The following is a 23,820-nucleotide window of genomic DNA, read 5'->3' as shown; positions in this document are numbered from 1 at the left end:
TATTTATTGGTTTTGGCAGGGTTGTGGATAACGTGCCTTGCGCTCCAGGTCGTCGAGGTCGATATGGTTGCGCATGTATTGCTGACTGGCGTCGACCAGTGGCTGGTGATCCCAGCTCTTCAGCTTGCCTTGGGTCAGCGCCTCAAACACCAGGCGACGACGGCGTTGGCTGGCGAGCACCTGCTGGTGGATCGCCGGGATGTCCCATTTGGCCCGCGCTTCACGCAAAAACGCCTCGAACCGTGGCCGGTGTTCCGGTGCGTGGCTGAGGTCCTCCCGCTCGTGCGGGTCGTTATGTACATCAAACAACAGGCAAGGATCGTCCTCACTGTAGATGAACTTGTAAGCGCCACGGCGGATCATCATCAGCGGGCTGATGGTGCCTTCGGCCATGTATTCGCCGAACACTTCGTCGTGCCCGCCCTGCCCCAGCAAGTGCGGGAGCAGCGAGCGGCCATCCAGCGGCAGGCGTGGGTCCAGCTCGCCGCCGGCCAGCTCCACCAGGGTCGGCAGCAGGTCGGCAGTGGAAACGGCGTGGGTCACGCGGCCCGCGGCAAACTGCCCCGGCGCACTGACCAGCAGCGGCACGCGCGCAGCCATTTCAAACCAGTGCATTTTGTACCAGAGGCCACGCTCGCCAAGCATGTCGCCGTGGTCGCCGGAGAAGATGATGATTGTGTCATCGGCCAGGCCGGTGTCTTCCAGGGTTTGCAGGAGCTTGCCGACATTGCTGTCGATATAGCTGCACGCGCCGAAGTAGGCGCGGCGGGCATCGCGGATCTTGGCCAGCGGCAGCGGCTTGTCCCACAGGTCGTAGACTTTGAGCAGGCGTTGCGAATGCGGGTCGAGGTCGCCTTGCGCGGGTGTTGCAGGCAAAGGGATGTCGGCATCGTCGTACAGATCCCAGAACGGCTTGGGAATGGTGTACGGGTCGTGGGGGTGGGTCATCGAGACGGTCAGGCAGAACGGCTGGTCGCCGTCTTCGCGGATATGGTCGAACAGGTATTGCTGGGCCTTGAACACCACCTCTTCGTCGAAATCCAGCTGATTGGTGCGCACACAAGGGCCGGCTTGCAGCACCGAGGACATGTTGTGGTACCAGCTGGGGCGCACGTCCGGCTCATCCCAATTGACTGCCCAACCGTAGTCGGCCGGGTAGATATCGCTGGTCAGGCGTTCTTCATAGCCATGCAACTGATCGGGGCCACAGAAATGCATCTTGCCCGACAGCGCCGTGCGGTAACCGAGACGACGCAGGTAGTGGGCATAGGTCGGGACATCGGCGGGAAAATCTGCTGCGTTGTCGTAGGCGCCGATCTTGCTCGGCAACTGGCCGCTGACCAGGGTAAATCGCGACGGCGCGCACAGCGGGCTGTTGCAATAAGCGGCGTCGAACACCACACCCTGCGCGGCGAGGCGGCTCAGGTTGGGCAGCTTGATCGGGGAAGGTCCGTAGAACGGAAGCAGCGGCGCGGCCATTTGATCGGCCATGATGAAAAGAATGTTCTTGCGCTTCATGGGTCTTCGGCATTCCATAGGCGGTGTTTATGCGAATGAGCATGCAGCCCATGGAAAATGGGGTAAAGCCCATGAAAAGCAATGTCTAGGATAAGCACAGCTTATGTATGAAGCTCTCGGTGACCTGTCCCTCGACCTGTTGCGCGCCTTCGAAGCCGCCGCGCGCCACCGCAGCTTTACCGCTGCCGCGATGGAGCTGGGCACCACCCAGCCCGCGATCAGCCAGCAGATCAAGCGCCTGGAAGAACAGCTGGCGATCCGCCTGTTCGATCGCATCTACCGTGGCATCGAGCTGACCGACGCCGGTGCCCTGCTGTTCGAGCATGTGCAAGGCGGCCTGCAAAGCATTAATCATGGCCTCAGCGCGATTACCCAGCAGGACCAGCATGAAGTGCTGCAAGTGGCCACCGACTTCGCCTTCGCCGCCTATTGGCTGATGCCGCGCCTGCATCGCTTCCACCAGGCCAACCCTCAAGTCGACGTGAGCCTGGTGACCAGCGAGCGCAACCACGCGACCCTGCGCAGCGATATCGACGTCGCAGTGCTCTTCGGTGATGGTCGGTTCAAACAGGGCGACAGCCTGTGGCTGTTCAACGAGGAAGTATTCCCGGTCTGCAGCCCGCAGTGGCTCAAGGACCAGGCCGTGCCGCTGACCGTTCAGAATTTGCAGGATTTCCCCTTGCTGCACCTGCGCCAGGAAAACAACAGCCAATGGTTCGACTGGAGTGGTGTGTTTCGCGAACTGGGCATCAGCACCGCGCCCACCCCGGGGCAACTGCGCTTCGACAACTACACCCTGCTGATCCAGGCGGCGATTGCCGGCCAGGGCGTGGCCATCGGCTGGCGCCACCTGGTGGATAACCTGCTGGAACAGAACTGGCTGTGCCGGCCAATCGGCGACACCGTGATCTCGCGCTTCGGCTATTACGTGGTGCAACCCCAGCGCAAGCGGCGTGGGCAACTGGTCGAGCGTTTTGTCGACTGGCTGGTGGCGGAACAGGCCAGCAGCGCGCAGTCGCTGACCGGGCTGGCCCTGCCATCGATTGCGGTCTAGGATTTGGCGCACAGTGGATCCGGAGTCCGACATGCAACGTATCAAGGGCTACCACGCCCACATCTACTTTGACGCCAGCACCATCGACCAGGCGCGGGCCTTGTGCGAGGACGGTGCCAGGCTGTTTCCGCTGCGCATGGGCCGCGTGCATGAACGGCCCGTCGGCCCGCACCCGGACTGGAGTTGCCAACTGGCGTTCGACGCCGAATACATCGGCGTGGTGTTGCCGTGGCTGGCGCTCAACCGCAATGGCCTGGTGGTGTTCCTGCACCCCGATACCGGCGATGACCTGAAAGATCACACCGACTACGCGATCTGGATGGGGGCGATGCGCGAATTGGACCTGTCTATTTTCTGACCTGCGCCCTGATGCAGGATCCGCCTTGCCTGCGATGGCGCCTCAAGAGCGCTATCGCCGCAAGGCCGGTTCGTTTGCACGCGATCTCCCTATATATGGGATGTGTATTTATATATTGAGACTTGCGTGCGCCTGGGTTTATATTCGCTGCATCCGCTCAGAACTCAGGTGAAGCGATGCAGGCGCAATTGATCGCGCTCGATTGGGGGACCAGCTCCCTTCGTGCTTACAAACTCGGCCCGGCGGGTGTGGTGCTGGAACAGCGCGCGCTGGCGTCCGGCATCATGCACTTGCCCAGCGAGCCCCGGGATATTGCCGGCGTGCGCTGCAGCGATGGCTTCGAGTTGGCGTTCGATGCGGCGTGCGGCGACTGGCTCGACGCCGAGCCAGGCTTGCCGGTGATCGCCTGCGGCATGGTCGGCAGCGCCCAGGGCTGGAGCGAAGCGGCTTATCGCAATACCCCCGTGGACGTCGCGAGCCTCGGCAAGGCCTTGCACACCGTGCGCAGCCTGCGCGACGTGGCGGTGCACATCGTGCCGGGAGTGATCGAGCAGGTCGGCTTGCCCAACGTGATGCGCGGCGAAGAAACCCAGGTGCTGGGCGTGCTGCAAAGCCTGCCGAGCACCGCTGAAGTGTTGATCGGCCTGCCCGGCAGCCATTCCAAATGGGTCGAGGTGGTCGACGGTTGCATCACTCACTTCGACACCTTCATGACCGGCGAGCTGTTCGCGGTACTGAGCAAGCACAGCATTCTCGGGCGTACGCAAAAGGTCGCCGAGCAGTTTCAGGCCGACGCGTTTGATCGCGGCGTGCAGGTGGCGCTCTCCAGGGACGGCCAGCGTGGCGTGCTGTCGACGCTGTTCAGCGCACGCGCCCTGGGCCTCACCGCCGAACTCGCCCCGGAGCAACAACCCGATTACTTGTCTGGCCTGCTGATCGGCCATGAACTCGCCGGCTTGCCTGGCCACGCCAAGCAAACGCCGATCATCCTGGTCGGTGCTGGCGCCCTTTGCGCCCGCTACCAACGTGCCCTCGCCTTGTGCGGTTTCGCCCACGTCAGCCTGGCGCAGGAAGCGACCGAGCGTGGCCTGTGGCAATTGGCCGTGGCGGCCGGGCTCACTCAACCTGCAACGGAGGCCTGACATGCTCAAGCAAGCACTCGCACAAAACGGTTTGATCGCGATTCTGCGCGGGGTACGACCGGACGAAGCCCAAGCCATCGGCCAAGTGCTGTACCAGGCGGGCTTTCGGGTGATCGAAGTCCCGCTGAACTCGCCCGACCCGTACACCAGCATCCGCACCTTGCGCGACAGCCTGCCCGCCGATTGCCTGATCGGTGCCGGCACGGTGTTGACGCCCGAGCAGGTCGAGCAGGTGCAGGCCGCCGGTGGCCAGGTGATCGTCATGCCCCACAGCGATGCCAAGGTGTTGCGCGCGGCGAAAGCCGCCGGCCTGTACCTGTCGCCCGGCGTGGCCACGCCTACCGAAGCCTTCGCCGCCTTGGCCGAAGGTGCCGACGTGTTGAAGCTGTTCCCGGCCGAGCAAATGGGCCCTTCGGTGATCAAGGCGTGGCTGGCGGTATTGCCGGCCGGCACGTTGCTGCTGCCGGTGGGCGGTATCACCCCGGACAACATGCAGGTGTTCATCGACGCCGGCGCCAAGGGCTTCGGGTTGGGGTCGGGATTGTTCAAACCGGGTATGACAGTGGATCAGGTAGCGAGCCGCGCCCAGGCTTATGTCGCCGCCTGGAAAGCCCTGAGCTGATATCAAGTTCCGCGCCTGCAGGCGCCGCATCTATAAGAGAGATAACAGATGAAAATCACCAAACTGACGACCTTCATCGTCCCGCCGCGCTGGTGCTTCCTCAAGGTCGAGACCGACCAGGGCGTCACCGGCTGGGGTGAACCCGTGGTCGAAGGCCGCGCCCACACCGTGGCTGCTGCGGTCGAGGAACTGTCCGACTACCTGATCGGCAAAGACCCACGCAATATCGAAGACATCTGGACCGTGCTCTATCGCGGTGGCTTCTACCGAGGCGGCGCCGTGCATATGAGCGCCCTCGCCGGCATCGACCAGGCACTGTGGGACATCAAGGGCAAGGCCCTCGGTGTGTCGGTCAGCGACCTGCTCGGTGGCCAGGTGCGTGACAAGATCCGCGTGTATTCGTGGATCGGCGGCGACCGCCCCGCCGACACCGCGCGCGCTGCCAAAGAGGCCGTGGCCCGTGGTTTTACTGCGGTGAAAATGAATGGCACCGAAGAATTGCAGTTCGTCGACAGCTTCGAGAAAGTCGACCTGGCCCTGGCCAACGTCGCGGCCGTGCGCGATGCAGTCGGCCCTAACGTCGGCATCGGCGTCGACTTCCATGGCCGGGTGCACAAGCCCATGGCCAAAGTGCTGATGAAAGAGCTGGACCCGTACAAACTGATGTTTATCGAAGAGCCGGTGCTCAGTGAAAACTATGAAGCCCTCAAGGAGCTGGCACCGTTGACCAGCACGCCCATTGCCTTGGGCGAGCGCCTGTTTTCGCGTTGGGACTTCAAGCGCGTGCTCAGCGAAGGCTACGTCGACATCATTCAGCCGGATGCTTCCCATGCCGGCGGCATCACCGAAACCCGCAAGATCGCCAACATGGCCGAAGCCTACGACGTGGCCCTGGCCCTGCACTGCCCGTTGGGCCCGATTGCCTTGGCGGCCTGCCTGCAACTGGATGCGGTTTGCTACAACGCGTTTATCCAGGAGCAAAGCCTGGGCATTCACTACAACGAGAGCAACGACCTGCTCGACTACGTGCGCGACCCGGGCGTGTTCGACTATGACCAGGGCTTCGTGAAGATCCCCAACGGGCCTGGCCTGGGCATCGAGATCAACGAGGAATACGTGATCGAACGCGCGGCCATCGGCCATCGCTGGCGCAACCCGATCTGGCGGCATGCCGACGGCAGTTTTGCCGAGTGGTGATATTGACCTGAAGGGACCTGTTCGAATGTGGGAGCTGGCCTGCGATAGCGGTCTGCCTGTGCCAGCTGAGTCAGCGGTCACACCGCCATCGCAGGCAAGCCAGCTCCCACATTGACCGCGTCGACCCGTCCTCAATAAACATAACAAGAGGCAACCCCCATGCACCCTGAATCCTTCACCGGGCAGGCATCTTTAGTCACGCCTACCCGAAAGCGCTTCTTCATCATGGTGCTGCTGTTTATCACCGTGGTGATCAACTACCTCGACCGCAGCAACCTGTCGATTGCCGCCCCGGCACTGACCAGTGAACTGGGGATCGACCCGGTGCACGTCGGGCTGATCTTTTCCGCATTCGGCTGGACCTATGCCGCCATGCAGATCCCTGGCGGCTGGCTGGTCGACCGCGTGCCGCCCCGCATCCTCTACACCGCTGCCCTGCTGCTGTGGTCGATCGCAACGGTGATGCTCGGGTTCGCCGCCAGTTTCATCGCGCTGTTCGTGCTGCGCATGGCCGTCGGCGCCCTGGAGGCGCCGGCCTACCCGATCAATAGCCGTGTGGTTACCACCTGGTTTCCCGAACGCGAGCGCGCCACTGCGATTGGCGTCTATACCTCCGGGCAGTTTGTCGGGCTGGCCTTTCTCACGCCGGTCCTGGCGTGGCTGCAGCACGCGTTCGGCTGGCACATGGTGTTTGTCGCCACCGGTGGCGTCGGCATCCTGTGGGCGGTGATCTGGTACGCGGTGTATCGCGAGCCGAAGGATTTCAAAGGCGCCAACGCCGCTGAAATCGACCTGATCCGCGAAGGTGGCGGGCTGGTGGACATGCAGGCGCAAGCCACCAAGGCGCCGTTCAGTTGGGTCGACCTGGGCATCGTGCTGAGCAGGCGCAAGCTCTGGGGCATCTACCTCGGGCAGTTCTGCCTGAACTCGACGCTGTGGTTCTTCCTGACGTGGTTTCCGACGTACTTGGTGAAATATCGCGGCATGGACTTCATCAAGTCCGGCCTGCTGGCGTCACTGCCGTTTCTGGCGGCGTTTGTCGGGGTGCTCTGCTCGGGGATATTTTCCGACTGGCTGATTCGCCGGGGGGCGTCGGTGGGTTTCGCACGCAAATTGCCGATCATCGGTGGATTGCTGATTTCCACGGCGATCATCGGCGCCAACTACGTGGACTCGACGGCTTGGGTGATTGCGTTCCTGGCGCTGGCGTTTTTCGGCAATGGCCTGGCGTCGATCACCTGGTCGCTGGTCTCGACCCTGGCGCCTGCGCGTCTGCTCGGGCTGACGGGAGGGGTGTTCAATTTCATCGGCAACCTGTCGGCGATTGCCACGCCGATCGTGATTGGCTTTTTGGCCAGCGGCGATTCGTTTGCGCCGGCGATCACCTATATCGCGGTGCTGGCGTTGCTCGGTGCGCTGTCCTACGTGCTGTTGGTGGGTAAGGTCGAGCGAATTGAACTGAATGAATAGCCTGTGGCGGATGGGTGTTTGTCGCTGATGGGGGCTTCTTTAGCAGGTGAGCCTCTTTAGCAGATGGGCTCCCTGTGGCAAGCCCGCATCCTGTGGCAAACCCGCATCCTGTGGCGAGCGGGCTTGCCCCGCGTTGGGGTGCGAAGCGCCCCCAAAATCTGTCGACGCGTTATTCCTGAAATACCGCAGTAGCTTCTCTATTGGGGCTGCTGCGCAGCCCAACGCGGGGCAAGCCCGCTCACCACAGGATGCGGGTTTGCCACAGGAAGCGGGCTGGTCACAGGGAGTCTTCTTGCACAGGGTGCGGGCTTGTCACAGGGAGTCTTCTTGCACAGGAAGCGGGCTTGTCACAGGGAGCCTGCTTGCCACAGACAGACAGCCTGCTTGCCTTGCAAGCTCCCCCTGTCCCTCGGTTTCAGTTGAGGACGCCGTCAAGGATCTCGTAGACGATGCCGGTACCCACCGCAATCAACACCACGTCCGGGCCGGAGCGGCGCCATTCGTAGCCTGGGTACACCGGCAGGCGCGCCAGCGCTCGGTTGTCCAGGCGTTCGCCGTAGTAGCCACGGGGCAGTGGTTGGCCGCGTACCAGGCGCACATTCGGCGGCGGTGGGGCGCCGCGCGCGAACTGACCATGGTTGTCGTGGATGATCTGCCGCACCGGGCCAAAGTCCTGGGGCGGGCCGCCGCGACGGTTGTCCTGTGGGCCGCGGTGGTCGTCGCCATGTTGCTCGTGCTGGCCTTGCGGGCCGCCACGGTCTGGGCCGCCTTGGTCGTAAGGCGCGGCTTGCGCCAGGGCACTTGCGCCGAGCATCAGCACGCCGAGACCAGCTATCAAGCGTTTAGGCATTTTCATGGGGTGTTTCCTCAGTACTGCACGAACAAAAAAGGGATTTCGAACGAGGTTCGAAATCCCTTGGTCTTGTCAGTTTAGGTACTGAATCGACGGTATGATTCCTCTGTATCAGGAACTTTACCTACCGCTTACGAGCCGCTTACTTACGGGCGTTGCGGACACCTTCCGACAGTGCCGAGCAGAGGCCCAACACGCCATCAATCGCTTGCTGATCAGTTTTGGCATTCGCAATGTGATCGATCAAGGCCGACCCCACCACGACACCGTCTGCCAGGCGCGCGATGGCGGCAGCTTGTTCCGGCGTGCGGATACCAAAACCGATGCTGATCGGCAGGTCGGTATGCCGGCGCAGGCGGGTTACGGCTTCCTCGACATGCTCGAGGGTCGCCGCGCCGGCGCCGGTCACACCGGCCACCGACACGTAGTACACAAACCCGGAGCTGCCGTTGAGCACGGTAGGCAGGCGCACATCATCGGTGGTCGGCGTGGTCAGGCGGATAAAGTCGATACCCGCAGCCTGGGCCGGGTCGCACAGCTCGCCGTTATGCTCGGGCGGCATGTCGACCACGATCAGGCCGTCTACACCGGCTTGCTTGGCATCGGCGATGAACTGCGGCACACCATATTTGTGGATCGGGTTGAAGTAACCCATCAGCACCAGCGGCGTCTCGGTGTTGTCCTTGCGGAACTCACGGACCATCTGCAGGGTTTTCGCCAGGTTCTGCTTGGCGGTCAGTGCGCGGATGTTGGCCAGTTGGATGGCCGGGCCGTCGGCCATCGGATCGGTGAAGGGCATGCCCAACTCGATCACATCGGCGCCGGCTGCCGGCAAGCCCTTGAGGATCGCCAGCGAGGTGTCATAACCCGGGTCGCCAGCGGTAACGAAGGTCACCAGGGCCGCGCGGTTTTGTTCTTTCAGTTGCGCAAAACGTGTTTGCAGGCGGCTCATTTAGTGTTTCTCCTGCTGAGATGGCTCTTGTGAAGCCTGTTCCATGTGGTGCATCACGGTTTGCATGTCTTTGTCGCCACGGCCGGACAGGTTCACCACCATCAGGTGATCCTTGGGCAAGGTCGGAGCGCGCTTGAACACTTCAGCCAGGGCGTGGGCGCTTTCCAGTGCAGGAATAATCCCTTCCAGGCGGCAGCATTTGTGGAACGCGTCGAGGGCTTCGTCGTCGGTCACCGAGGTGTACTGGACGCGGCCGATGTCATGCAACCAGGCGTGTTCCGGGCCGATGCCGGGGTAGTCCAGGCCAGCGGAAATCGAGTGGGCGTCGATGATCTGGCCGTCGTCGTCCTGCAGCAGGAAGGTGCGGTTGCCGTGCAGGACGCCGGGTACGCCGCCGTTGAGGCTGGCGGCGTGCTTGCCGGTTTCGATGCCGTAGCCGGCGGCTTCAACGCCGATGATCTCGACACTGGTGTCATCCAGGAACGGGTGGAACAGGCCCATGGCGTTGGAACCACCGCCGATGCACGCGACCAGGCTGTCCGGCAGGCGGCCTTCCTGGGCTTGCAGCTGGGTGCGGGTTTCCTTGCCGATAACGGCCTGGAAGTCGCGCACCATGGCGGGGTACGGGTGCGGGCCGGCCACGGTGCCGATCAGGTAGAAGGTGCTGTCGACATTGGTGACCCAGTCGCGCAGGGCTTCGTTCATCGCGTCCTTCAGGGTGCCGGTGCCGGCGACGACTGGAATCACTTCAGCGCCCAGCAGCTTCATGCGGAACACGTTGGCCTGCTGGCGTTCGATGTCGGTGGTGCCCATGTAGATCACGCACTGCAGGCCAAACCGTGCGGCAACGGTGGCAGTGGCCACGCCGTGCATGCCCGCGCCGGTTTCAGCGATGATGCGTTTCTTGCCCATGCGCCGCGCCAGCAGGATCTGGCCGATGCAGTTGTTGATCTTGTGCGCGCCGGTGTGGTTCAGCTCTTCGCGCTTGAGGTAGATCTTGGCGCCGCCGCAGAATTCGGTCAGGCGCTCGGCGAAGTACAGTGGGCTCGGGCGGCCGACGTAGTCGCGCTGGAAGTAGGCCAATTCCTCGTTGAACGCCGGATCGATCTTGGCCGCTTCGTATTCGCGGGCCAGGTCGAGGATCAACGGCATCAGGGTTTCGGCGACGTAGCGGCCGCCGAACGCGCCAAACAGGCCGTTGGCGTCAGGGCCGTTGCGCAGATCGGTCTGGGACTGAGTCATGGGACGCTCCAGGTAGGAATTTGGGTAACCAGCAATGACGGTCACTCTACCCCTCACATCCCGCACTGAAAACCGATAAGATCGCATTAACCTGTCAGGAAAACTCACAGATGAGCCGAGACCTACCGCCCCTGAATGCCTTGCGTGCGTTCGAAGCCACCGCCCGGCTCAACAGTGTCAGCCAGGCGGCCGAGCAATTGCATGTGACCCATGGTGCCGTCAGCCGCCAGTTGAAGGTGCTGGAAGAGCACCTGGGTGTTAGCCTGTTCGCCAAGGATGGGCGCGGCCTTAAACTCACAGATGCCGGCGCCCGGCTGCGCGACGCCAGCGCTGAAGCGTTCGAGCGTCTGAGAGATGTCTGCGCCGAACTCACCCAGGCCAGCGCCGACGCACCCTTCGTGCTGGGCTGCTCGGGAAGTTTGCTGGCGCGCTGGTTGATTCCGCGCCTGGGTCGTTTGAATGCCGACTTGCCGGACTTGCGCCTGCACCTGTCGGCGGGTGACGGCGACCTCGACCCCAGGCGCCCCGGCCTGGACGCTTTGCTGGTGTTTGCCGAGCCGCCATGGCCGGCGGACATGCAAGTGTATGAACTGGCCAGCGAGCGTATCGGCCCGGTGATGAGCCCGCGTTTTTCCGGTTACGAGCGCTTGCGCCAGGCGCCGCCGCAAGCGCTGTGCGCAGAAGCCTTGTTGCACACCACTTCCCGCCCGCAGGCCTGGCCCAGTTGGGCGCAGCAACACGGCATCGCGCCCGGCACGTTGAAACATGGCCAGGGGTTCGAGCATTTGTATTATTTGCTGGAGGCGGCGGTGGCAGGTCTTGGGGTCGCGATTGCGCCGGAACCGCTGGTGGCAGAGGATCTGCGCGCGGGTCGCCTGGTGGCGCCGTGGGGCTTCAGTGAAACCCCGGCGCACCTGGCGTTGTGGCTACCCAAGCGCGCCGCAGATGGGCGCGCCGGGCAACTGGCGCGGTGGCTCAAGGCTGAGCTGGCGCACCAGGACGTTTAGTCGCCGCGTTTGCACAGCAGGTAAGCCGCCAGCAGGCCCAGTGCGCCAACGGCGACGCCGGCGGTAGTCCATGGGTGCTCTTGTGCGTAGTCCCGGGTCGCAACACCGGTTTCGCGGAGTTTGACTTTGCTTTCTTCGTACGCGTCGCTGATCAGGTGGCGAGAGTGCTTGAGGGCATTCTCGGCATTGCTTTTCAGGGCCTTCAGCGTTTTGCGCGACTCATCAGACGCATCGTCCTTGAGGCTCTCAAGGGACTTGAGCAGGCTCGAAATCTCGGCTTCCATGCTTTCCAGCGACGCTTTGCGTAAAGAAGTGTTGGCCATGTGGACTCTCCTGAAATGATTGAGTGGCAGGTGTAGATACCGACTGCGCCCGTTTCAGAAAGTGCAGTAAATCTGAACTTTCAGGTAGGAACGGTCGCCAGAAGCAGTACGAACATTGACTGCTACGCTCACTAGAGACCTCAGGAGAAACGCTATGTCTGATCATCACACGTACAAGAAAGTCGAACTGGTTGGCTCGTCGGCGACCAGCATTGAAGATGCGATCAACAACGCCCTGGCTGAAGCCAACAAGAGCATCAAGCACTTGGAATGGTTCGAGGTGACCGAAACCCGTGGCCACATCAAGGACGGCAAGGCCGCGCACTTTCAGGTCACCCTCAAAGTCGGGTTCCGAATTGCCAGTAGTTGATCACGTCGGTTGAACTTGCCGACTGGCCGATTGCCATAACCTGCGCTACAACCAATGGGTGCCGAGGCGAAAGCGTCGGCACGCTCTTTTCGATCAGCGCAAGGAAAGTAACGGATGAAGAAGTTCCTGTTAGCGGTAGGTTTGTTGAGCATTGCGGGCACTGCCCTGGCGGCGGGCAAGCCTTGTGAAGAGCTGAAAAGCGAAATTGCAGCGAAAATCGACGCCAAGGGCGCTTCGGGTTATTCGCTGGAAGTCGTGGACAAGGGCGCAGCGCCGAGCGATCACACAGTGGTCGGCAGCTGCGAAGCCGGTACCAAGGAAATCGCCTACAAGCGCGGGTGATCCCGTGCTTCACATATAAAATCGACGCACTTGTGGCGAGGGAGCTTGCTCCCGCTGGAGTGCGCAGCACCGCCTTTTTCGGCGGCGCTACGCAGCCCAGCGGGAGCAAGCTCCCTGGCCACAGGTGCGTCGTTTTTTTTCGCCTGAAGTTTTAGCCCTTCATCAACTGTGCCAGCAGCTCGTAGGAATGAATCCGATCGGCATGCTCGTACAGGTCGCAGGTAAAGATCAGCTCGTCAGCGCCGGTCTGTTCGACCAGCACCTCCAGTTTGGCGCGGATCTTCGCCGTGCTGCCGACCATGGCCAGGCCCAGGAAGCTGCCTACCGCATCTTTTTCATGCGGTAGCCACAGGCCGTCCATGGTTTTCACCGGCGGGCGCTGCACCAGGCTTTGCCCGCGCATCAGCGCAAGGATGCGCTGGTATACAGAGGTGGCCAGGTAGTCCGCCTGCTCATCGGTGTCCGCCGCGACCAGTGGAATGCCGAGCATCACGTAGGGTTTGTCGAGCACGGCCGATGGCTTGAAGTGATTGCGGTACACACGAATCGCTTCATGCATCAGGCGCGGTGCGAAATGGGAGGCGAAGGCGTAGGGCAAACCGCGCTCCCCCGCCAGCTGGGCGCTGAACAGACTGGAACCCAACAGCCACACTGGCACATTGGTGCCGGTGCCCGGTACGGCGATCACCCGTTGGTCGGGCGTGCGTGGGCCCAGGTAGGCCATCAGCTCGGCGACATCTTCGGGGAAGTCATCCGCGCTGCCCGAGCGCTCACGGCGCAGGGCGCGCGCAGTCATTTGGTCGGAACCGGGCGCGCGGCCCAGGCCCAGGTCAATACGGCCCGGGTAGAGACTTTCCAAGGTGCCGAACTGCTCGGCGATCACCAGCGGTGCATGGTTGGGCAGCATGACGCCGCCCGAGCCGACGCGAATTGTCGAGGTGCCGCCAGCCAGATAGCCCAGCAAGACCGAAGTGGCCGAGCTGGCGATACCGTCCATATTGTGGTGTTCCGCCACCCAGAAACGGTTGTAGCCGAACTTTTCCACGTGCTGGGCCAGGTCCAGGGAATTGCGTAACGACTGCGCCGGACTGCCGTTGGCCCGCACGGGCACGAGGTCGAGGGTCGAGAACTTTACGTCGGACAGCGATTTCATAAGCCTGCTTCTCCAATGGGGGCGCAGGCTTCATAGACGAACCAAAACCTGCCGCTTCATGTGCATGTCCTATGCAATGAGGGCATATACCCGAGATTCAATAGCTAGCCCGAAATTTCCTACTTAATCGCTAGGTTTCTCTTACAAGTGAACTTTGCCAAAGCTTCTATCCTCAGAACCTTACTGACGCAAAACCACCGTTCGAGGAGAAAGCTATGAGTATTGTTAAAAAGGCATCCGCGCATTGGGAAGGTGATCTGAAGACTGGCCTGGGTTCCATTTCCACCGAAACCGGCGTGCTGCGCGAAGCCCCCTACGGCTTCAAGGCGCGTTTCGAAGGCGGCAAGGGCACTAACCCTGAAGAACTGATCGGTGCGGCGCACGCCGGCTGTTTCTCGATGGCGTTTTCGATGATTCTCGGTGATGCCGGCCTCAAGGCTGACAGCATCGACACTCAGGCTGAAGTGACCCTGGACCAGGTCGATGGCGGCTTTGCGATCACTGCTGTGCATTTGATCCTCAAGGCCAAGATTCCAGGCGCGAGCCAGGCGCAGTTCGATGAACTGAGCAAGAAAGCCAAGGAAGGGTGCCCGGTATCGAAAGTGCTGAATGCGAAAATCAGCCTGGATGCCACCCTCGTAAACTGACACCGCTACCTGTAGGTCGCCGGCAAGCCGGCGCCTGCAGGTGTTTTTGGGTGGCGCCAAAACATCTGCGTTAAATCAGAACTCGTGTTTCACCGATGTGGTCCTATAGCCTATGCAGCCTTAGACGCACACCCGTGCGCAATGCATTCAGGGAGCTTCACACATGAAACGTTTTGCCTTGGCGATCATCTGCGGTGTTTTGGCCACTTCGGCCGTGGCCGCGCCAAAAGACTGCGAAGAGCTCAGGAAAGAGATTGAGGTCAAGATCCAGGCGAACGCCGTTCCGTCCTACACCCTGGAAGTTGTCAGCAAGGAAGAAGCCGACAAGCACGACTCCGCCATGGTCGTCGGCAGCTGTGAGAACGGCACCAAAGCCATCGTCTACCAGAAGAACAACGACTGATCAGAGGCAGTTGACGCTGCGCTCTTCGGCCAGCAATTGGCGGGCGGCGTTGTACAGGCGGATATTCGGCGTGTAGGCCAATGAGCGCCCTTCCAGGCTATAACGTTGGCCGGCTTCGAAATGGTCGTACTGCAAGGTAATGAAGCAGGTCCGATCCGTCGTTTGCCCAAACCCGCTGAAACTGCCGCCAGTCGGCACCTCGAAATCAAAGCGCACCATCAACTCATGACTGCCGGGCGGGACCTGGAAGTAGCGCCCGTCGGGGAGGTTTTTACCGTCCAGGCGCTGGGCCATCACCAGTTTGGCACCCGGTGTCGGGGTGGCGAAATCGATCCAGGCCTGGTGCGGATCAACCGGCGGGATCGGGGTGTAAGCACACGCATTCAGGAACAGCGCGGTGACGGGGAGCAAGAGCTGACGCATGGCAGGCACTCATCGCAGGGAAAGAATTGAGCCTGGCGCGCACGGCAACAGACTCGCTATGAGTATAAACACGTCACGTCATGGAAAAATTCCGTATAGGCAGGATAGTCTGGCGAGCAAATCAGCCAAGAGTGGTCGGGGCATGGTCAGGCGTTTTCTTGCAGGGGCGGTGGTTGTGGTGCTCAGCGGCTGTTCCAGCCTCAGTTATTACAGCCAGTTGGCCAGCGGACAATGGCAATTGTTGCGTGCCCGCGAGCCGGTGGCCGAGGTCATCGCCGACCCGTCCCGCCCACAGCCACTGCGTGAGCACCTGGTGCAATCGCAAAAAGCGCGGACATTCGCCAGCGAGCACCTGCACCTTCCTGACAACCAGAGTTACCGTCTGTACGCCGATATTGGCCGGCCTTACGTCGTCTGGAATGTCTTTGCCACGCAGGAATTTTCCCTGTCGCCTGAAACACACTGTTTCCCCATTGCCGGTTGCGTGGCCTATCGCGGCTACTACAACCAAGGTGCGGCGCGCGGTGAGGCGGCGCTGTTGAAGCAACAGGGCATGGATGTCTCGATCGGTGGTGTCGAGGCCTATTCCACCCTGGGCTGGTTCGACGACCCGATCATGAATTCGATGATGAACTGGGGTGACGAGCGCCTGGCCACGCTGATCTTCCACGAGTTGGCGCACCAGCGTTTCTATGTGAAGGACGACACCGAGTTCAACGAGTCATTCGCCAATTTCGTCGAACAGGAAGGCACCCGCCAATGGCGCGCGGCACGGGGCCTGGCGCCCCTCAGCGACTCCGCGGTGGCGCAGCGTGACCAATTCACCCGGCTGATCCTCGAGACCCGTCAACGCCTGGAAAAACTCTATGCGCAGCCCCTGTCTGGCGAGGTGATGCGTCAGGCCAAGGCGGCGGAATTCGAGCGTTTGCGCAGTGATTATCGGCAACTGCGTGATAGCCAGTGGGGCGGCGACAAGCGTTATGACGTGTGGATCAACCAGCCGATGAACAATGCGCGGTTGCTGCCGTTTGGGCTGTATGATCAATGGGTGCCGGCGTTTGCGGCGTTGTATGCGCAGCAGGGCGGGGATTGGCTGAAGTTTTATGCGGCGGTGGAGCAACTGGGGCGGTTGCCGCAGGCGCAGCGCAAGGCGGCGTTGAGGCAGTTGGAGGGTACGGGGCCATCAGGGCCTCTCGCAGGCAAGCCAGCTCCCACAGAGGGATCCGGGTATGACTCGGGGCCTCGGGTGTAAGAAGATCAAATGTGTGTGGCTTGCCTGCGAAGGCGGTGGGTCAGCACCGAATGCATCAACTGCCAGCCCGCCTTCGCGAGCAAGCCCGCTCCCACAGGGGGATCCGGGTATGACTCGGGGCCTCGGGTGTATGGAGATCCAATGTGGGAGCTGGCTTGCCTGCGAAGGCGGTGGGTCAGGCATACACGGCATCAACTGTCAGCCCGCCTTCGCGAGCAAGCCCGCTCGCACAGGAGGATCCGGGTATGACTCGGGGCCTCGGGTGTAAGAAGATCAAGTGTGGGAGCTGGCTTGCCTGCGAAGGCGGTCTCAAGCGCGTGGCAAAAATGCCTGGTGCATCTCGGCCAGCGTTTCGAAATGCCAGGTCGGCGCCTCGGCATTCAACTCTGCAAAACTGCCAAATCCATAGCCGACCGCCGCCGAATCCAGGCCATTGCTGCGGGCGCCGATCAGGTCATGCTTGCGGTCGCCAATCATCAGGGTGGTCGAAGGATCAAGGCCTTCCTCGCTGATCAAGTGCGCAATCAGCTCAACCTTGTTGGTCCGCGTCCCATCCAGCTCGCTGCCGTAGATCACCTTGAAGTGCTTGGCGAAGTCGAAATGCCGAGCGATCTCGCGGGCAAACACCCAAGGCTTGGACGTTGCTACATAGAGCTGGCGACCCTGGTTGCCCAAGTCTTCCAGCAGTGGCATCACGCCGTCGAACACGCGGTTTTCATACAGGCCGGTGACCTTGAAGCGCTCACGGTAGAAATTCACCGCCTCCCAGGCCTTGGCCTCGTCGAAGCCGTAAAACTGCATGAACGCCTGCAACAGCGGCGGGCCGATGAAGTGTTCGAGCTTGGTCAGGTCCGGCTCATCGATCCCCAGCTTGCCGAGGGCGTACTGGATCGAACGGGTGATGCCCTCGCGCGGATCGGTGAGGGTGCCATCCAGGTCGAACAGGACGGTTGAGTAGTTGAGGGTCATTGATCGAATCCTTCCGCCAGGTGCAGGTCTTTGAGCTTCACGTAGTTCGCGGCGCTGTAGGTGAAAAAGGCACGCTCCTTGTCAGTCAGCGCGCGGATTTGTTTAACCGGGCTCCCCACGTACAAAAAGCCGCTGTCGAGCTTCTTGCCAGGCGGCACCAGGCTGCCGGCGCCGATAATCACGTCGTCCTCCACCACGGCGCCGTCCATCACGATGCTGCCCATGCCGATCAACACCCGGTTGCCGACGCTGCAACCATGCAGCATGACTTTGTGGGCGACGGTTACGTCATCGCCGATCAGCAGCGGGAAGCCGTCAGGATTGAAGGGCCCGGCGTGGGTAATGTGCAGCACGCAGCCATCCTGCACGCTGGTGCGCGCGCCGATACGGATGCGGTGCATGTCGCCGCGAATCACGGTCAGCGGCCAGACCGAGCTGTCGGTGCCGATTTCGACATCGCCGATCACCACCGCCGAAATATCGACAAAAGCCCCGGCGCCCAGGGTTGGCGTGTGGTTCTGATAGGTGCGAAGGGTCACGATAGCCTCTCTCTTATGTGCTGATAGCTGCGGTGGGCGTTGATTGTAATTAAGATGGCCCCATCTTTGTTCTTACATGTTTCTTCAGCCAAGGTGCCAACCGTGAGCGCGAACAACCCTCTTCTGCAGTCCTACGACCTGCCGCCGTTCTCGGCGATCCGTGCCGAGCACGTGCAGCCGGCCATCGAACAGATCCTCGCCGACAACCGTGTCGCCATCGAAGGCATCCTGCAAAGCCAGGGTAAAAATCCGACATGGGCAGGCCTGGTGCTGGCCATGGACGAACTGAACGACCGCCTGGGCGCCGCCTGGAGCCCGGTCAGCCACCTCAACGCCGTGTGCAACAGCGCCGAACTGCGCGAAGCCTACGAGGCTTGCCTGCCGGCGTTGAGCGCCTATTCCACCGAGATGGGCCAGAACCGCGAACTGTTCCAGGCCTTCGAAGCCCTGGCCAACAGCCCGGAGGCTGCCGGTTTCGACGTGGCGCAAAAAACCATCCTGGAACATTCCCTGCGCGACTTCCGCCTGTCGGGTATCGATCTGCCGCCTGAGCAGCAAAAGCGCTACGCCGAAGTGCAGAGCAAGCTGTCCGAGTTGGGCAGCAAGTTTTCCAACCAGCTGCTGGACGCCACCCAGGCCTGGACCAAACACGTTACCGATGAAGCCACCCTCGCCGGCCTGACGGATTCGGCCAAGGCGCAGATGGCTGCCGCCGCCCAGGCCAAAGGCCTGGATGGCTGGCTGATCACCCTGGAGTTCCCGAGCTACTACGCGGTGATGACCTACGCCCAGGAGCGCGCCCTGCGTGAAGAAGTCTACGCGGCGTACTGCACCCGTGCGTCGGACCAAGGTCCGAATGCCGGTCAGAATGATAACGGCCCGGTGATGGAACAGATCCTCGACCTGCGTCAGGAACTGGCCAAGCTGCTCGGCTACGCCTCGTTCTCCGAGCTGAGCCTGGCGACCAAAATGGCTGAGTCCAGCGACCAGGTGTTGACCTTCCTGCGTGACCTGGCCAAGCGCAGCAAGCCGTTTGCCGCCCAGGATCTGCAGCAACTGCGGGCCTACGCCGCCGAACAAGGCTGCGCCGACCTGCAAAGCTGGGACAGCGGTTTCTACGGCGAAAAACTTCGCGAGCAGCGCTACAGCGTGTCGCAAGAAGCCCTGCGCGCCTATTTCCCGATCGACAAAGTACTCGGCGGCCTGTTTGCCATCGTTCAGCGCCTGTACGGCATCGAGATTGCCGAGCAGAAAGGCTTCGACACCTGGCACCCGGATGTCCGCCTGTTTGAAATCAAGGAAAACGGCCAGCATGTCGGCCGCTTCTTCTTCGACCTGTACGCCCGCGCCAACAAGCGTGGCGGTGCCTGGATGGACGGCGCGCGCGATCGTCGTCGCACCCTCGACGGCGTGCTGCAAAGCCCGGTCGCCAACCTGGTGTGCAATTTCACCCCGGCCGACAGCGGCAAGCCTGCCCTGTTGACCCACGATGAAGTGACCACCCTGTTCCACGAATTCGGCCACGGCCTGCACCACCTGCTGACCCGCGTCGAACATGCCGGCGTGTCCGGTATCAACGGCGTGGCTTGGGATGCGGTGGAATTGCCGAGCCAATTCATGGAGAACTGGTGCTGGGAGCCGGAAGGCCTTGCACTGATCTCCGGCCACTATGAAACCGGCGAGCCGCTGCCCCAGGACCTGCTGGAAAAAATGCTCGCGGCAAAAAACTTCCAGTCCGGCCTGATGATGGTGCGCCAGCTGGAGTTCTCGCTGTTCGACTTCGAACTGCATGCCACTCACGGCGATGGCCGCAGCGTGGCGCAGGTGCTCGAAGGCGTGCGTGACGAGGTGTCGGTGATGCGTCCGCCCGCCTACAACCGCTTCCCTAACAGCTTTGCGCACATCTTCGCCGGCGGTTATGCGGCGGGTTACTACAGCTATAAATGGGCCGAAGTGCTGTCGGCGGATGCCTTCTCCAAGTTCGAGGAAGACGGCGTGCTCAATGCCGAGACCGGCCGCGCATTCCGCGAGGCGATCCTCGCCCGTGGCGGCTCGCAGGCGCCGATGGTGCTGTTCGTCGACTTCCGCGGACGGGCGCCGTCGATTGACGCACTCTTGCGCCACAGCGGCCTGAGTGAGGACGCGGCAGCATGAGTGAAGGGCCTGTGATTACCAAAAAGCAATTTATCGCCGGGGCGGTCTGCCCGGCGTGCAGCGAGCCGGACAAGCTCAAGATGTGGACCGAAGACAACGTGCCGCACCGCGAGTGTGTGGCCTGCGGGTATACCGATACGCTGAATGACCAGGGGTTGTCGGTGCCCAAGGAGTTGGGCACGCGGGTCAACACCTCGGCGTTGAAAGCGCCGGATCCAAATGTGCAGGCGGTGCAGTTCTTTCCCAATCCCAAGCTGAAAAAAGACTGAAGCCTGCTTCCTGGAGGCGCTGGCTAGCCTGCGATAGCCCAACGCGGTGTGACTGAAACACCGCGTACTTGTTTCGCAGGCAGGCTCCTACAGTTGCTCTTCAGTCTTGTTCGTTGTCGAAATCCAATCCTTCATCGAGCACAGTGCAAACGCACTGGTGCTGCAATCACCCTTCGCCAAGGCCATGCGCAACTTGTCGACATCCGCCTGGATCATGTAGCGAACACCGTCCTTGAAGCCACTGCTGCCGCCGAAACCCCCCAAGGTCATCTCGTTCAGCGCGTCTTCCTTGCTCCATCCCTGGATCACCACGCGATACATCGCCGCCATCAGGCCGGTGCGGTCTGAGCCATGCTTGCAATGCATCAGCACCGGGCCGTTGGCCTCGGCAGCCTGAATGGCCCTCAGCGCAGTGAGAACGTCGGCGTCATCGACATGGTTGGTGCGGTAGGTCAGTTGCACCTGCTTGATATCAGCGTTCTTCAGCCAGGCCGAATCGGATTCCGGCAGAAAGTTGATCACCGTACCGATCTTCAGGTTTTTCAAGACCGGCAGCGCATTGCTGTCCGGCAGCGCGCTGCGATAGAGCGTGGGCGTCATCTGGTGCAGGTTGAATTGATTGCCCACGGGTTGGGCCCACTCCGGGGAGCGCAGCGACGTAGTCTCGTCCGCTTGGGCTTGGGCGATGGCGAGCAGCGCCATACAGGCCAGGCCGAGCGCTGGCAGCAATCGAATCTTGAACATGGGTGAGTGACCGAGCAGGGCGTTGATTGATGAGCCCTAGCGTCGTTTGTCGGCGGTCAACGGCGCGTGAGGGGCTCGTCAAAGAATCGTGATTGAAGCGCCGGATCGGCTGTTTTTCTCGCTGAATCGATTCTTCAAATCCTTAGCCTGCTATCATTTGTAACTATTGATTGCCAATATGTTCTATCCCTTTGGATCCCATTTCCTGGCAAGCCTTCACGCTGCTCCCAGAAGCGGCTGATAAAACCCGTGACCACATGATGAGGTGCACCCATGTCTGATCAAGATCAAGACAACCCCCGGCGTGACTTTCTGCGCAAATCCTTGACCTTGATCCCGGTGGTCACGGTTGCCAGTACCGGCCTTGGCGGTTCGATGCTGATGGCCACGCCCGAGCCTGCCCAGGCTGCGCCGGCCAAGCCTGCGGCCAGCGACAAGGCCTATGAACCGAGCTATTTCAGCGCCGAAGAGTGGGCGTTTCTGAACGCTGCCGTCGCCCGCCTGATCCCTGCCGACGCCCAAGGGCCCGGTGCGCTGGAAGCCGGCGCGCCGGAGTACATCGACCGCCAGATGAACACGCCCTACGCCAGCGGCGCACTGTGGTTCATGCAAGGCCCATTCAATGCCGATGCCGCGCCCGAGATGGGCTGGCAGAGCAAATTGGTGCCCAAGGAGATTTATCGCCTGGGCATTGCTGCCACGGATGCCTGGTCGAAGGCGTTCAACGGTAAGGCTTTTGCTGCGCAAGACAGCGCTACCCAGGACGATATGTTGCGGCGCCTGGAAGCCGGTGGCAGTGAGGTCAGCGCGCATTTCGACACAGTGCCGGCGAAGATGTTTTTCAATTTGCTGCTGCAAAACACCAAGGAAGGGTTCTTCTGCGACCCGATTCACGGCGGCAACAAAGGCATGGTCGGCTGGACCATGATCGGCTTCCCCGGCGCCCGCGCCGATTTCATGGATTGGGTGGAACGCAACGAGCAATACCCCTTCCCGGCTGTTTCCATCCGCGGCGAGAGGGCATAAACGTGGCGACCATCATGAAGAAAGTGGATGCAGTGATCGTGGGTTTCGGCTGGACCGGCGCGATCATGGCCAAGGAGCTGACGGAAGCCGGCCTCAACGTGGTAGCGCTGGAGCGCGGCCCGATGCAGGACACTTACCCGGACGGCAACTATCCGCAGGTCATCGACGAATTGACCTACAGCGTGCGTAAAAAACTCTTCCAGGACATCTCCAAGGAGACCGTGACCATTCGCCATAGCGTGAATGATGTCGCCCTGCCCAACCGCCAATTGGGCGCGTTCTTGCCCGGCAACGGCGTGGGCGGCGCGGGCCTGCACTGGTCGGGGGTGCACTTTCGCGTCGACCCGATCGAGTTGCGCATGCGCAGTCACTATGAAGAGCGCTACGGCAAGAACTTCATTCCCAAGGACATGACCATCCAGGACTTCGGCGTCAGTTACGAAGAGCTGGAGCCGTTTTTCGACTATGCGGAGAAAGTCTTCGGCACCTCAGGCCAGGCCTGGACCGTGAAAGGTCAACTCGTAGGCGAAGGCCGTGGCGGCAACCCGTATGCGCCGGATCGCTCCAACCCGTTCCCGTTGGAAGCGCAGAAAAACACCGTCTCCGCACAGCTGTTTCAGAAAGCGGCGGCCGAAGCCGGCTACAAACCCTACAACCTGCCGTCGGCCAATACCTCGGGGCCGTACACCAACCCCTACGGCGCGCAGATGGGCCCGTGCAACTTCTGCGGTTTCTGCAGCGGCTATGTCTGCTACATGTATTCCAAGGCCTCGCCGAACGTGAACATCCTGCCGGCGCTGCGCCAGGTGCCGAACTTTGAGCTGCGGCCCAATTCCCACGTGCTCAAGGTCAATCTCGACAGCACCAAGAGCAAGGCCACGGGCGTGACCTACATCGACGGCCAGGGTCGCGAATGCGAGCAACCGGCGGACCTGGTGATCATCGGCTCCTTCCAGTTCAACAATGTGCGCCTGATGTTGCTTTCGGGTATCGGCAAGCCTTACGACCCGATTACCAACGAGGGCGTGGTGGGCAGGAACTTTGCCTACCAGAACATGGGCACGATCAAGGCGTTCTTCGACAAGGACACCCACACCAACAACTTCATCGGCGCGGGCGGCAATGGCGTGGCCATCGATGACTTCAACGCCGATAACTTCGACCACGGGCCCCACGGCTTTGTGGGCGGCTCGCCGATGTGGGTCAACCAGGCTGGCAGCCGGCCGATTGCCGGTACGTCCAACCCGCCGGGCACCCCGGCCTGGGGCAGTGCCTGGAAACGCGCTACCGCCGATTATTACACCCACCAAGTGTCGATGGACTCCCACGGCGCGCATCAATCCTACCGGGGCAACTACCTGGATCTGGACCCGGTGTATCGCGATGCCTACGGCTTGCCATTGCTGCGGATGACGTTCGACTGGCAGGAAAACGACATCAAGATGAACCGCTTCATGATGGAAAAGATGGGCAAGGTCGCTCAGGCAATGAACCCCAAGGCAATTGCCGTGCTCGGCAAAAAGGTCGGTGAGCACTTCAACACCGCCTCTTACCAGACCACCCACCTCAATGGTGGCGCGATCATGGGCACCGACCCGAAGACCAGTGCGTTGAACCGCTACCTGCAATCCTGGGATGTACACAACGTGTTTGTCCCAGGCGCGTCCGCCTTCCCACAAGGGTTGGGCTACAACCCTACCGGCCTGGTCGCTGCCCTGACCTATTGGTCGGCGCGGGCGATCCGCGAGCAGTACCTGAAAAACCCCGGCCCACTGGTTCAGGCATAAGGAG

General features: G+C 61.6%; 26 protein-coding genes. 16 read left to right on the top strand and 10 right to left on the bottom strand.

What is annotated here, in order from left to right; translation table 11 throughout:
• Positions 1-3: 3 nt before the first annotated feature.
• Positions 4-1,518, bottom strand: coding sequence for a choline-sulfatase (gene betC, locus AC07SI_RS10745; RefSeq protein WP_495005707.1), 1,515 nt, complete (start codon positions 1,516-1,518; stop codon positions 4-6).
• A gap of 103 nt (positions 1,519-1,621) precedes the next feature.
• On the opposite strand from betC, the gene AC07SI_RS10740 reads away from it, so the two are divergent.
• The 6 genes from AC07SI_RS10740 (at position 1,622) to AC07SI_RS10715 (ending at position 7,361) form a co-directional block, all read left to right on the top strand.
• Entirely contained in the window at positions 1,622-2,572 is a 951-nt protein-coding gene (locus AC07SI_RS10740) for a choline sulfate utilization transcriptional regulator (RefSeq protein ID WP_120447313.1), read from the top strand.
• A 31-nt stretch (positions 2,573-2,603) separates the two neighbouring features.
• Positions 2,604-2,930 carry a DOPA 4,5-dioxygenase family protein gene (locus tag AC07SI_RS10735; RefSeq protein ID WP_065902730.1) on the top strand — a complete coding sequence of 109 codons (327 nt, stop codon included), beginning with the start codon at positions 2,604-2,606 and terminating at the stop codon, positions 2,928-2,930.
• A 176-nt stretch (positions 2,931-3,106) separates the two neighbouring features.
• Positions 3,107-4,072, top strand: coding sequence for a 2-dehydro-3-deoxygalactonokinase (locus tag AC07SI_RS10730; RefSeq protein ID WP_213551908.1), 966 nt, complete (start codon positions 3,107-3,109; stop codon positions 4,070-4,072).
• Position 4,073: 1 nt separating this feature from the next.
• Positions 4,074-4,694, top strand: coding sequence for a 2-dehydro-3-deoxy-6-phosphogalactonate aldolase (locus AC07SI_RS10725; RefSeq protein WP_120447315.1), 621 nt, complete (start codon positions 4,074-4,076; stop codon positions 4,692-4,694).
• A 48-nt stretch (positions 4,695-4,742) separates the two neighbouring features.
• The gene (gene dgoD / locus AC07SI_RS10720) at positions 4,743-5,891 is read left to right on the top strand and encodes a galactonate dehydratase (RefSeq protein ID WP_003170741.1); all 1,149 of its coding nucleotides are present in this window, start codon (positions 4,743-4,745) and stop codon (positions 5,889-5,891) included.
• Positions 5,892-6,050: 159 nt separating this feature from the next.
• Positions 6,051-7,361 carry an MFS transporter gene (locus AC07SI_RS10715; RefSeq protein ID WP_495005706.1) on the top strand — a complete coding sequence of 437 codons (1,311 nt, stop codon included), beginning with the start codon at positions 6,051-6,053 and terminating at the stop codon, positions 7,359-7,361.
• A gap of 415 nt (positions 7,362-7,776) precedes the next feature.
• On the opposite strand, the gene AC07SI_RS10710 is transcribed toward AC07SI_RS10715, so the two are convergent.
• The 3 genes from AC07SI_RS10710 to trpB form a co-directional block, all read right to left on the bottom strand.
• The gene (locus tag AC07SI_RS10710; protein ID WP_065902741.1) at positions 7,777-8,217 is read right to left on the bottom strand and encodes an anti-virulence regulator CigR family protein; all 441 of its coding nucleotides are present in this window, start codon (positions 8,215-8,217) and stop codon (positions 7,777-7,779) included.
• Positions 8,218-8,356: 139 nt separating this feature from the next.
• Positions 8,357-9,166, bottom strand: a complete 810-nt coding sequence (trpA, locus tag AC07SI_RS10705) for a tryptophan synthase subunit alpha (protein WP_495005705.1) — start codon at positions 9,164-9,166, stop codon at positions 8,357-8,359.
• The gene (trpB, locus tag AC07SI_RS10700) at positions 9,167-10,408 is read right to left on the bottom strand and encodes a tryptophan synthase subunit beta (RefSeq protein ID WP_282395603.1); all 1,242 of its coding nucleotides are present in this window, start codon (positions 10,406-10,408) and stop codon (positions 9,167-9,169) included.
• Between the two features lie 110 nt (positions 10,409-10,518).
• Between trpB and AC07SI_RS10695 the strand changes: the two genes are divergently transcribed.
• The gene (locus tag AC07SI_RS10695; protein WP_495005704.1) at positions 10,519-11,415 is read left to right on the top strand and encodes a LysR family transcriptional regulator; all 897 of its coding nucleotides are present in this window, start codon (positions 10,519-10,521) and stop codon (positions 11,413-11,415) included.
• Here the strand turns inward: AC07SI_RS10695 and AC07SI_RS10690 are convergent.
• Positions 11,412-11,738, bottom strand: coding sequence for an ElaB/YgaM/YqjD family protein (locus AC07SI_RS10690; protein WP_003233664.1), 327 nt, complete (start codon positions 11,736-11,738; stop codon positions 11,412-11,414). The genes AC07SI_RS10695 and AC07SI_RS10690 overlap by 4 nt on opposite strands.
• 154 nt (positions 11,739-11,892) lie before the next feature.
• On the opposite strand from AC07SI_RS10690, the gene AC07SI_RS10685 reads away from it, so the two are divergent.
• The gene (locus AC07SI_RS10685; RefSeq protein WP_003187305.1) at positions 11,893-12,108 is read left to right on the top strand and encodes a dodecin; all 216 of its coding nucleotides are present in this window, start codon (positions 11,893-11,895) and stop codon (positions 12,106-12,108) included.
• Positions 12,109-12,222: 114 nt separating this feature from the next.
• The gene (locus AC07SI_RS10680) at positions 12,223-12,450 is read left to right on the top strand and encodes a DUF1161 domain-containing protein (protein WP_025854355.1); all 228 of its coding nucleotides are present in this window, start codon (positions 12,223-12,225) and stop codon (positions 12,448-12,450) included.
• Positions 12,451-12,601: 151 nt separating this feature from the next.
• Here AC07SI_RS10680 and AC07SI_RS10675 read toward each other — a convergent pair whose 3' ends face one another.
• Positions 12,602-13,603 carry an LLM class flavin-dependent oxidoreductase gene (locus AC07SI_RS10675; RefSeq protein WP_495005703.1) on the bottom strand — a complete coding sequence of 334 codons (1,002 nt, stop codon included), beginning with the start codon at positions 13,601-13,603 and terminating at the stop codon, positions 12,602-12,604.
• 215 nt (positions 13,604-13,818) lie between these two features.
• Between AC07SI_RS10675 and AC07SI_RS10670 the strand changes: the two genes are divergently transcribed.
• Together AC07SI_RS10670 and AC07SI_RS10665 are read left to right on the top strand one after the other, a co-directional pair.
• Positions 13,819-14,250 carry an OsmC family protein gene (locus AC07SI_RS10670; RefSeq protein WP_010207768.1) on the top strand — a complete coding sequence of 144 codons (432 nt, stop codon included), beginning with the start codon at positions 13,819-13,821 and terminating at the stop codon, positions 14,248-14,250.
• Positions 14,251-14,413: 163 nt separating this feature from the next.
• Entirely contained in the window at positions 14,414-14,653 is a 240-nt protein-coding gene (locus AC07SI_RS10665) for a DUF1161 domain-containing protein (protein ID WP_064450020.1), read from the top strand.
• Here the strand turns inward: AC07SI_RS10665 and AC07SI_RS10660 are convergent, their stop codons facing one another.
• Positions 14,654-15,076, bottom strand: a complete 423-nt coding sequence (locus AC07SI_RS10660; RefSeq protein WP_495005702.1) for a PA0061/PA0062 family lipoprotein — start codon at positions 15,074-15,076, stop codon at positions 14,654-14,656.
• A 142-nt stretch (positions 15,077-15,218) separates the two neighbouring features.
• On the opposite strand from AC07SI_RS10660, the gene AC07SI_RS10655 reads away from it, so the two are divergent.
• Complete coding sequence (locus AC07SI_RS10655) at positions 15,219-16,328, top strand: aminopeptidase (RefSeq protein ID WP_495005701.1); 1,110 nt, start codon at positions 15,219-15,221, stop codon at positions 16,326-16,328.
• Between the two features lie 309 nt (positions 16,329-16,637).
• On the opposite strand, the gene AC07SI_RS10650 is transcribed toward AC07SI_RS10655, so the two are convergent.
• Together AC07SI_RS10650 and AC07SI_RS10645 are read right to left on the bottom strand one after the other, a co-directional pair.
• Positions 16,638-17,297, bottom strand: coding sequence for an HAD family hydrolase (locus AC07SI_RS10650; RefSeq protein WP_106805549.1), 660 nt, complete (start codon positions 17,295-17,297; stop codon positions 16,638-16,640).
• Positions 17,294-17,836: a gamma carbonic anhydrase family protein gene (locus AC07SI_RS10645; RefSeq protein WP_065902756.1), complete on the bottom strand. Its 543-nt coding sequence runs from the start codon at positions 17,834-17,836 to the stop codon at positions 17,294-17,296. The genes AC07SI_RS10650 and AC07SI_RS10645 overlap by 4 nt, the downstream gene beginning before the upstream one ends.
• Before the next feature lie 102 nt (positions 17,837-17,938).
• On the opposite strand from AC07SI_RS10645, the gene prlC reads away from it, so the two are divergent.
• The gene (gene prlC, locus AC07SI_RS10640) at positions 17,939-19,990 is read left to right on the top strand and encodes an oligopeptidase A (protein ID WP_065902758.1); all 2,052 of its coding nucleotides are present in this window, start codon (positions 17,939-17,941) and stop codon (positions 19,988-19,990) included.
• Positions 19,987-20,259 carry a YheV family putative zinc ribbon protein gene (locus AC07SI_RS10635; protein WP_495005700.1) on the top strand — a complete coding sequence of 91 codons (273 nt, stop codon included), beginning with the start codon at positions 19,987-19,989 and terminating at the stop codon, positions 20,257-20,259. Before prlC ends, AC07SI_RS10635 begins: the two co-directional genes overlap by 4 nt.
• Positions 20,260-20,346: 87 nt before the next feature.
• Here the strand turns inward: AC07SI_RS10635 and AC07SI_RS10630 are convergent, their stop codons facing one another.
• Complete coding sequence (locus AC07SI_RS10630) at positions 20,347-21,003, bottom strand: dual specificity protein phosphatase family protein (RefSeq protein ID WP_495005699.1); 657 nt, start codon at positions 21,001-21,003, stop codon at positions 20,347-20,349.
• 273 nt (positions 21,004-21,276) lie between these two features.
• Here AC07SI_RS10630 and AC07SI_RS10625 point away from each other — a divergent pair, with 273 nt between their 5' ends.
• Together AC07SI_RS10625 and AC07SI_RS10620 are read left to right on the top strand one after the other, a co-directional pair.
• The gene (locus AC07SI_RS10625) at positions 21,277-22,029 is read left to right on the top strand and encodes a gluconate 2-dehydrogenase subunit 3 family protein (protein ID WP_213551925.1); all 753 of its coding nucleotides are present in this window, start codon (positions 21,277-21,279) and stop codon (positions 22,027-22,029) included.
• A 2-nt stretch (positions 22,030-22,031) separates the two neighbouring features.
• Positions 22,032-23,816: a GMC family oxidoreductase gene (locus AC07SI_RS10620; RefSeq protein ID WP_495005698.1), complete on the top strand. Its 1,785-nt coding sequence runs from the start codon at positions 22,032-22,034 to the stop codon at positions 23,814-23,816.
• Positions 23,817-23,820: the final 4 nt, after the last annotated feature.

It is taken from the genome of Pseudomonas sp. GW821-FHT05D12 (assembly GCF_059419825.1).
The sequence above is the reverse complement of the archived record's forward strand: the minus strand, read 5'-3'. Positions and strand labels throughout refer to the sequence as shown.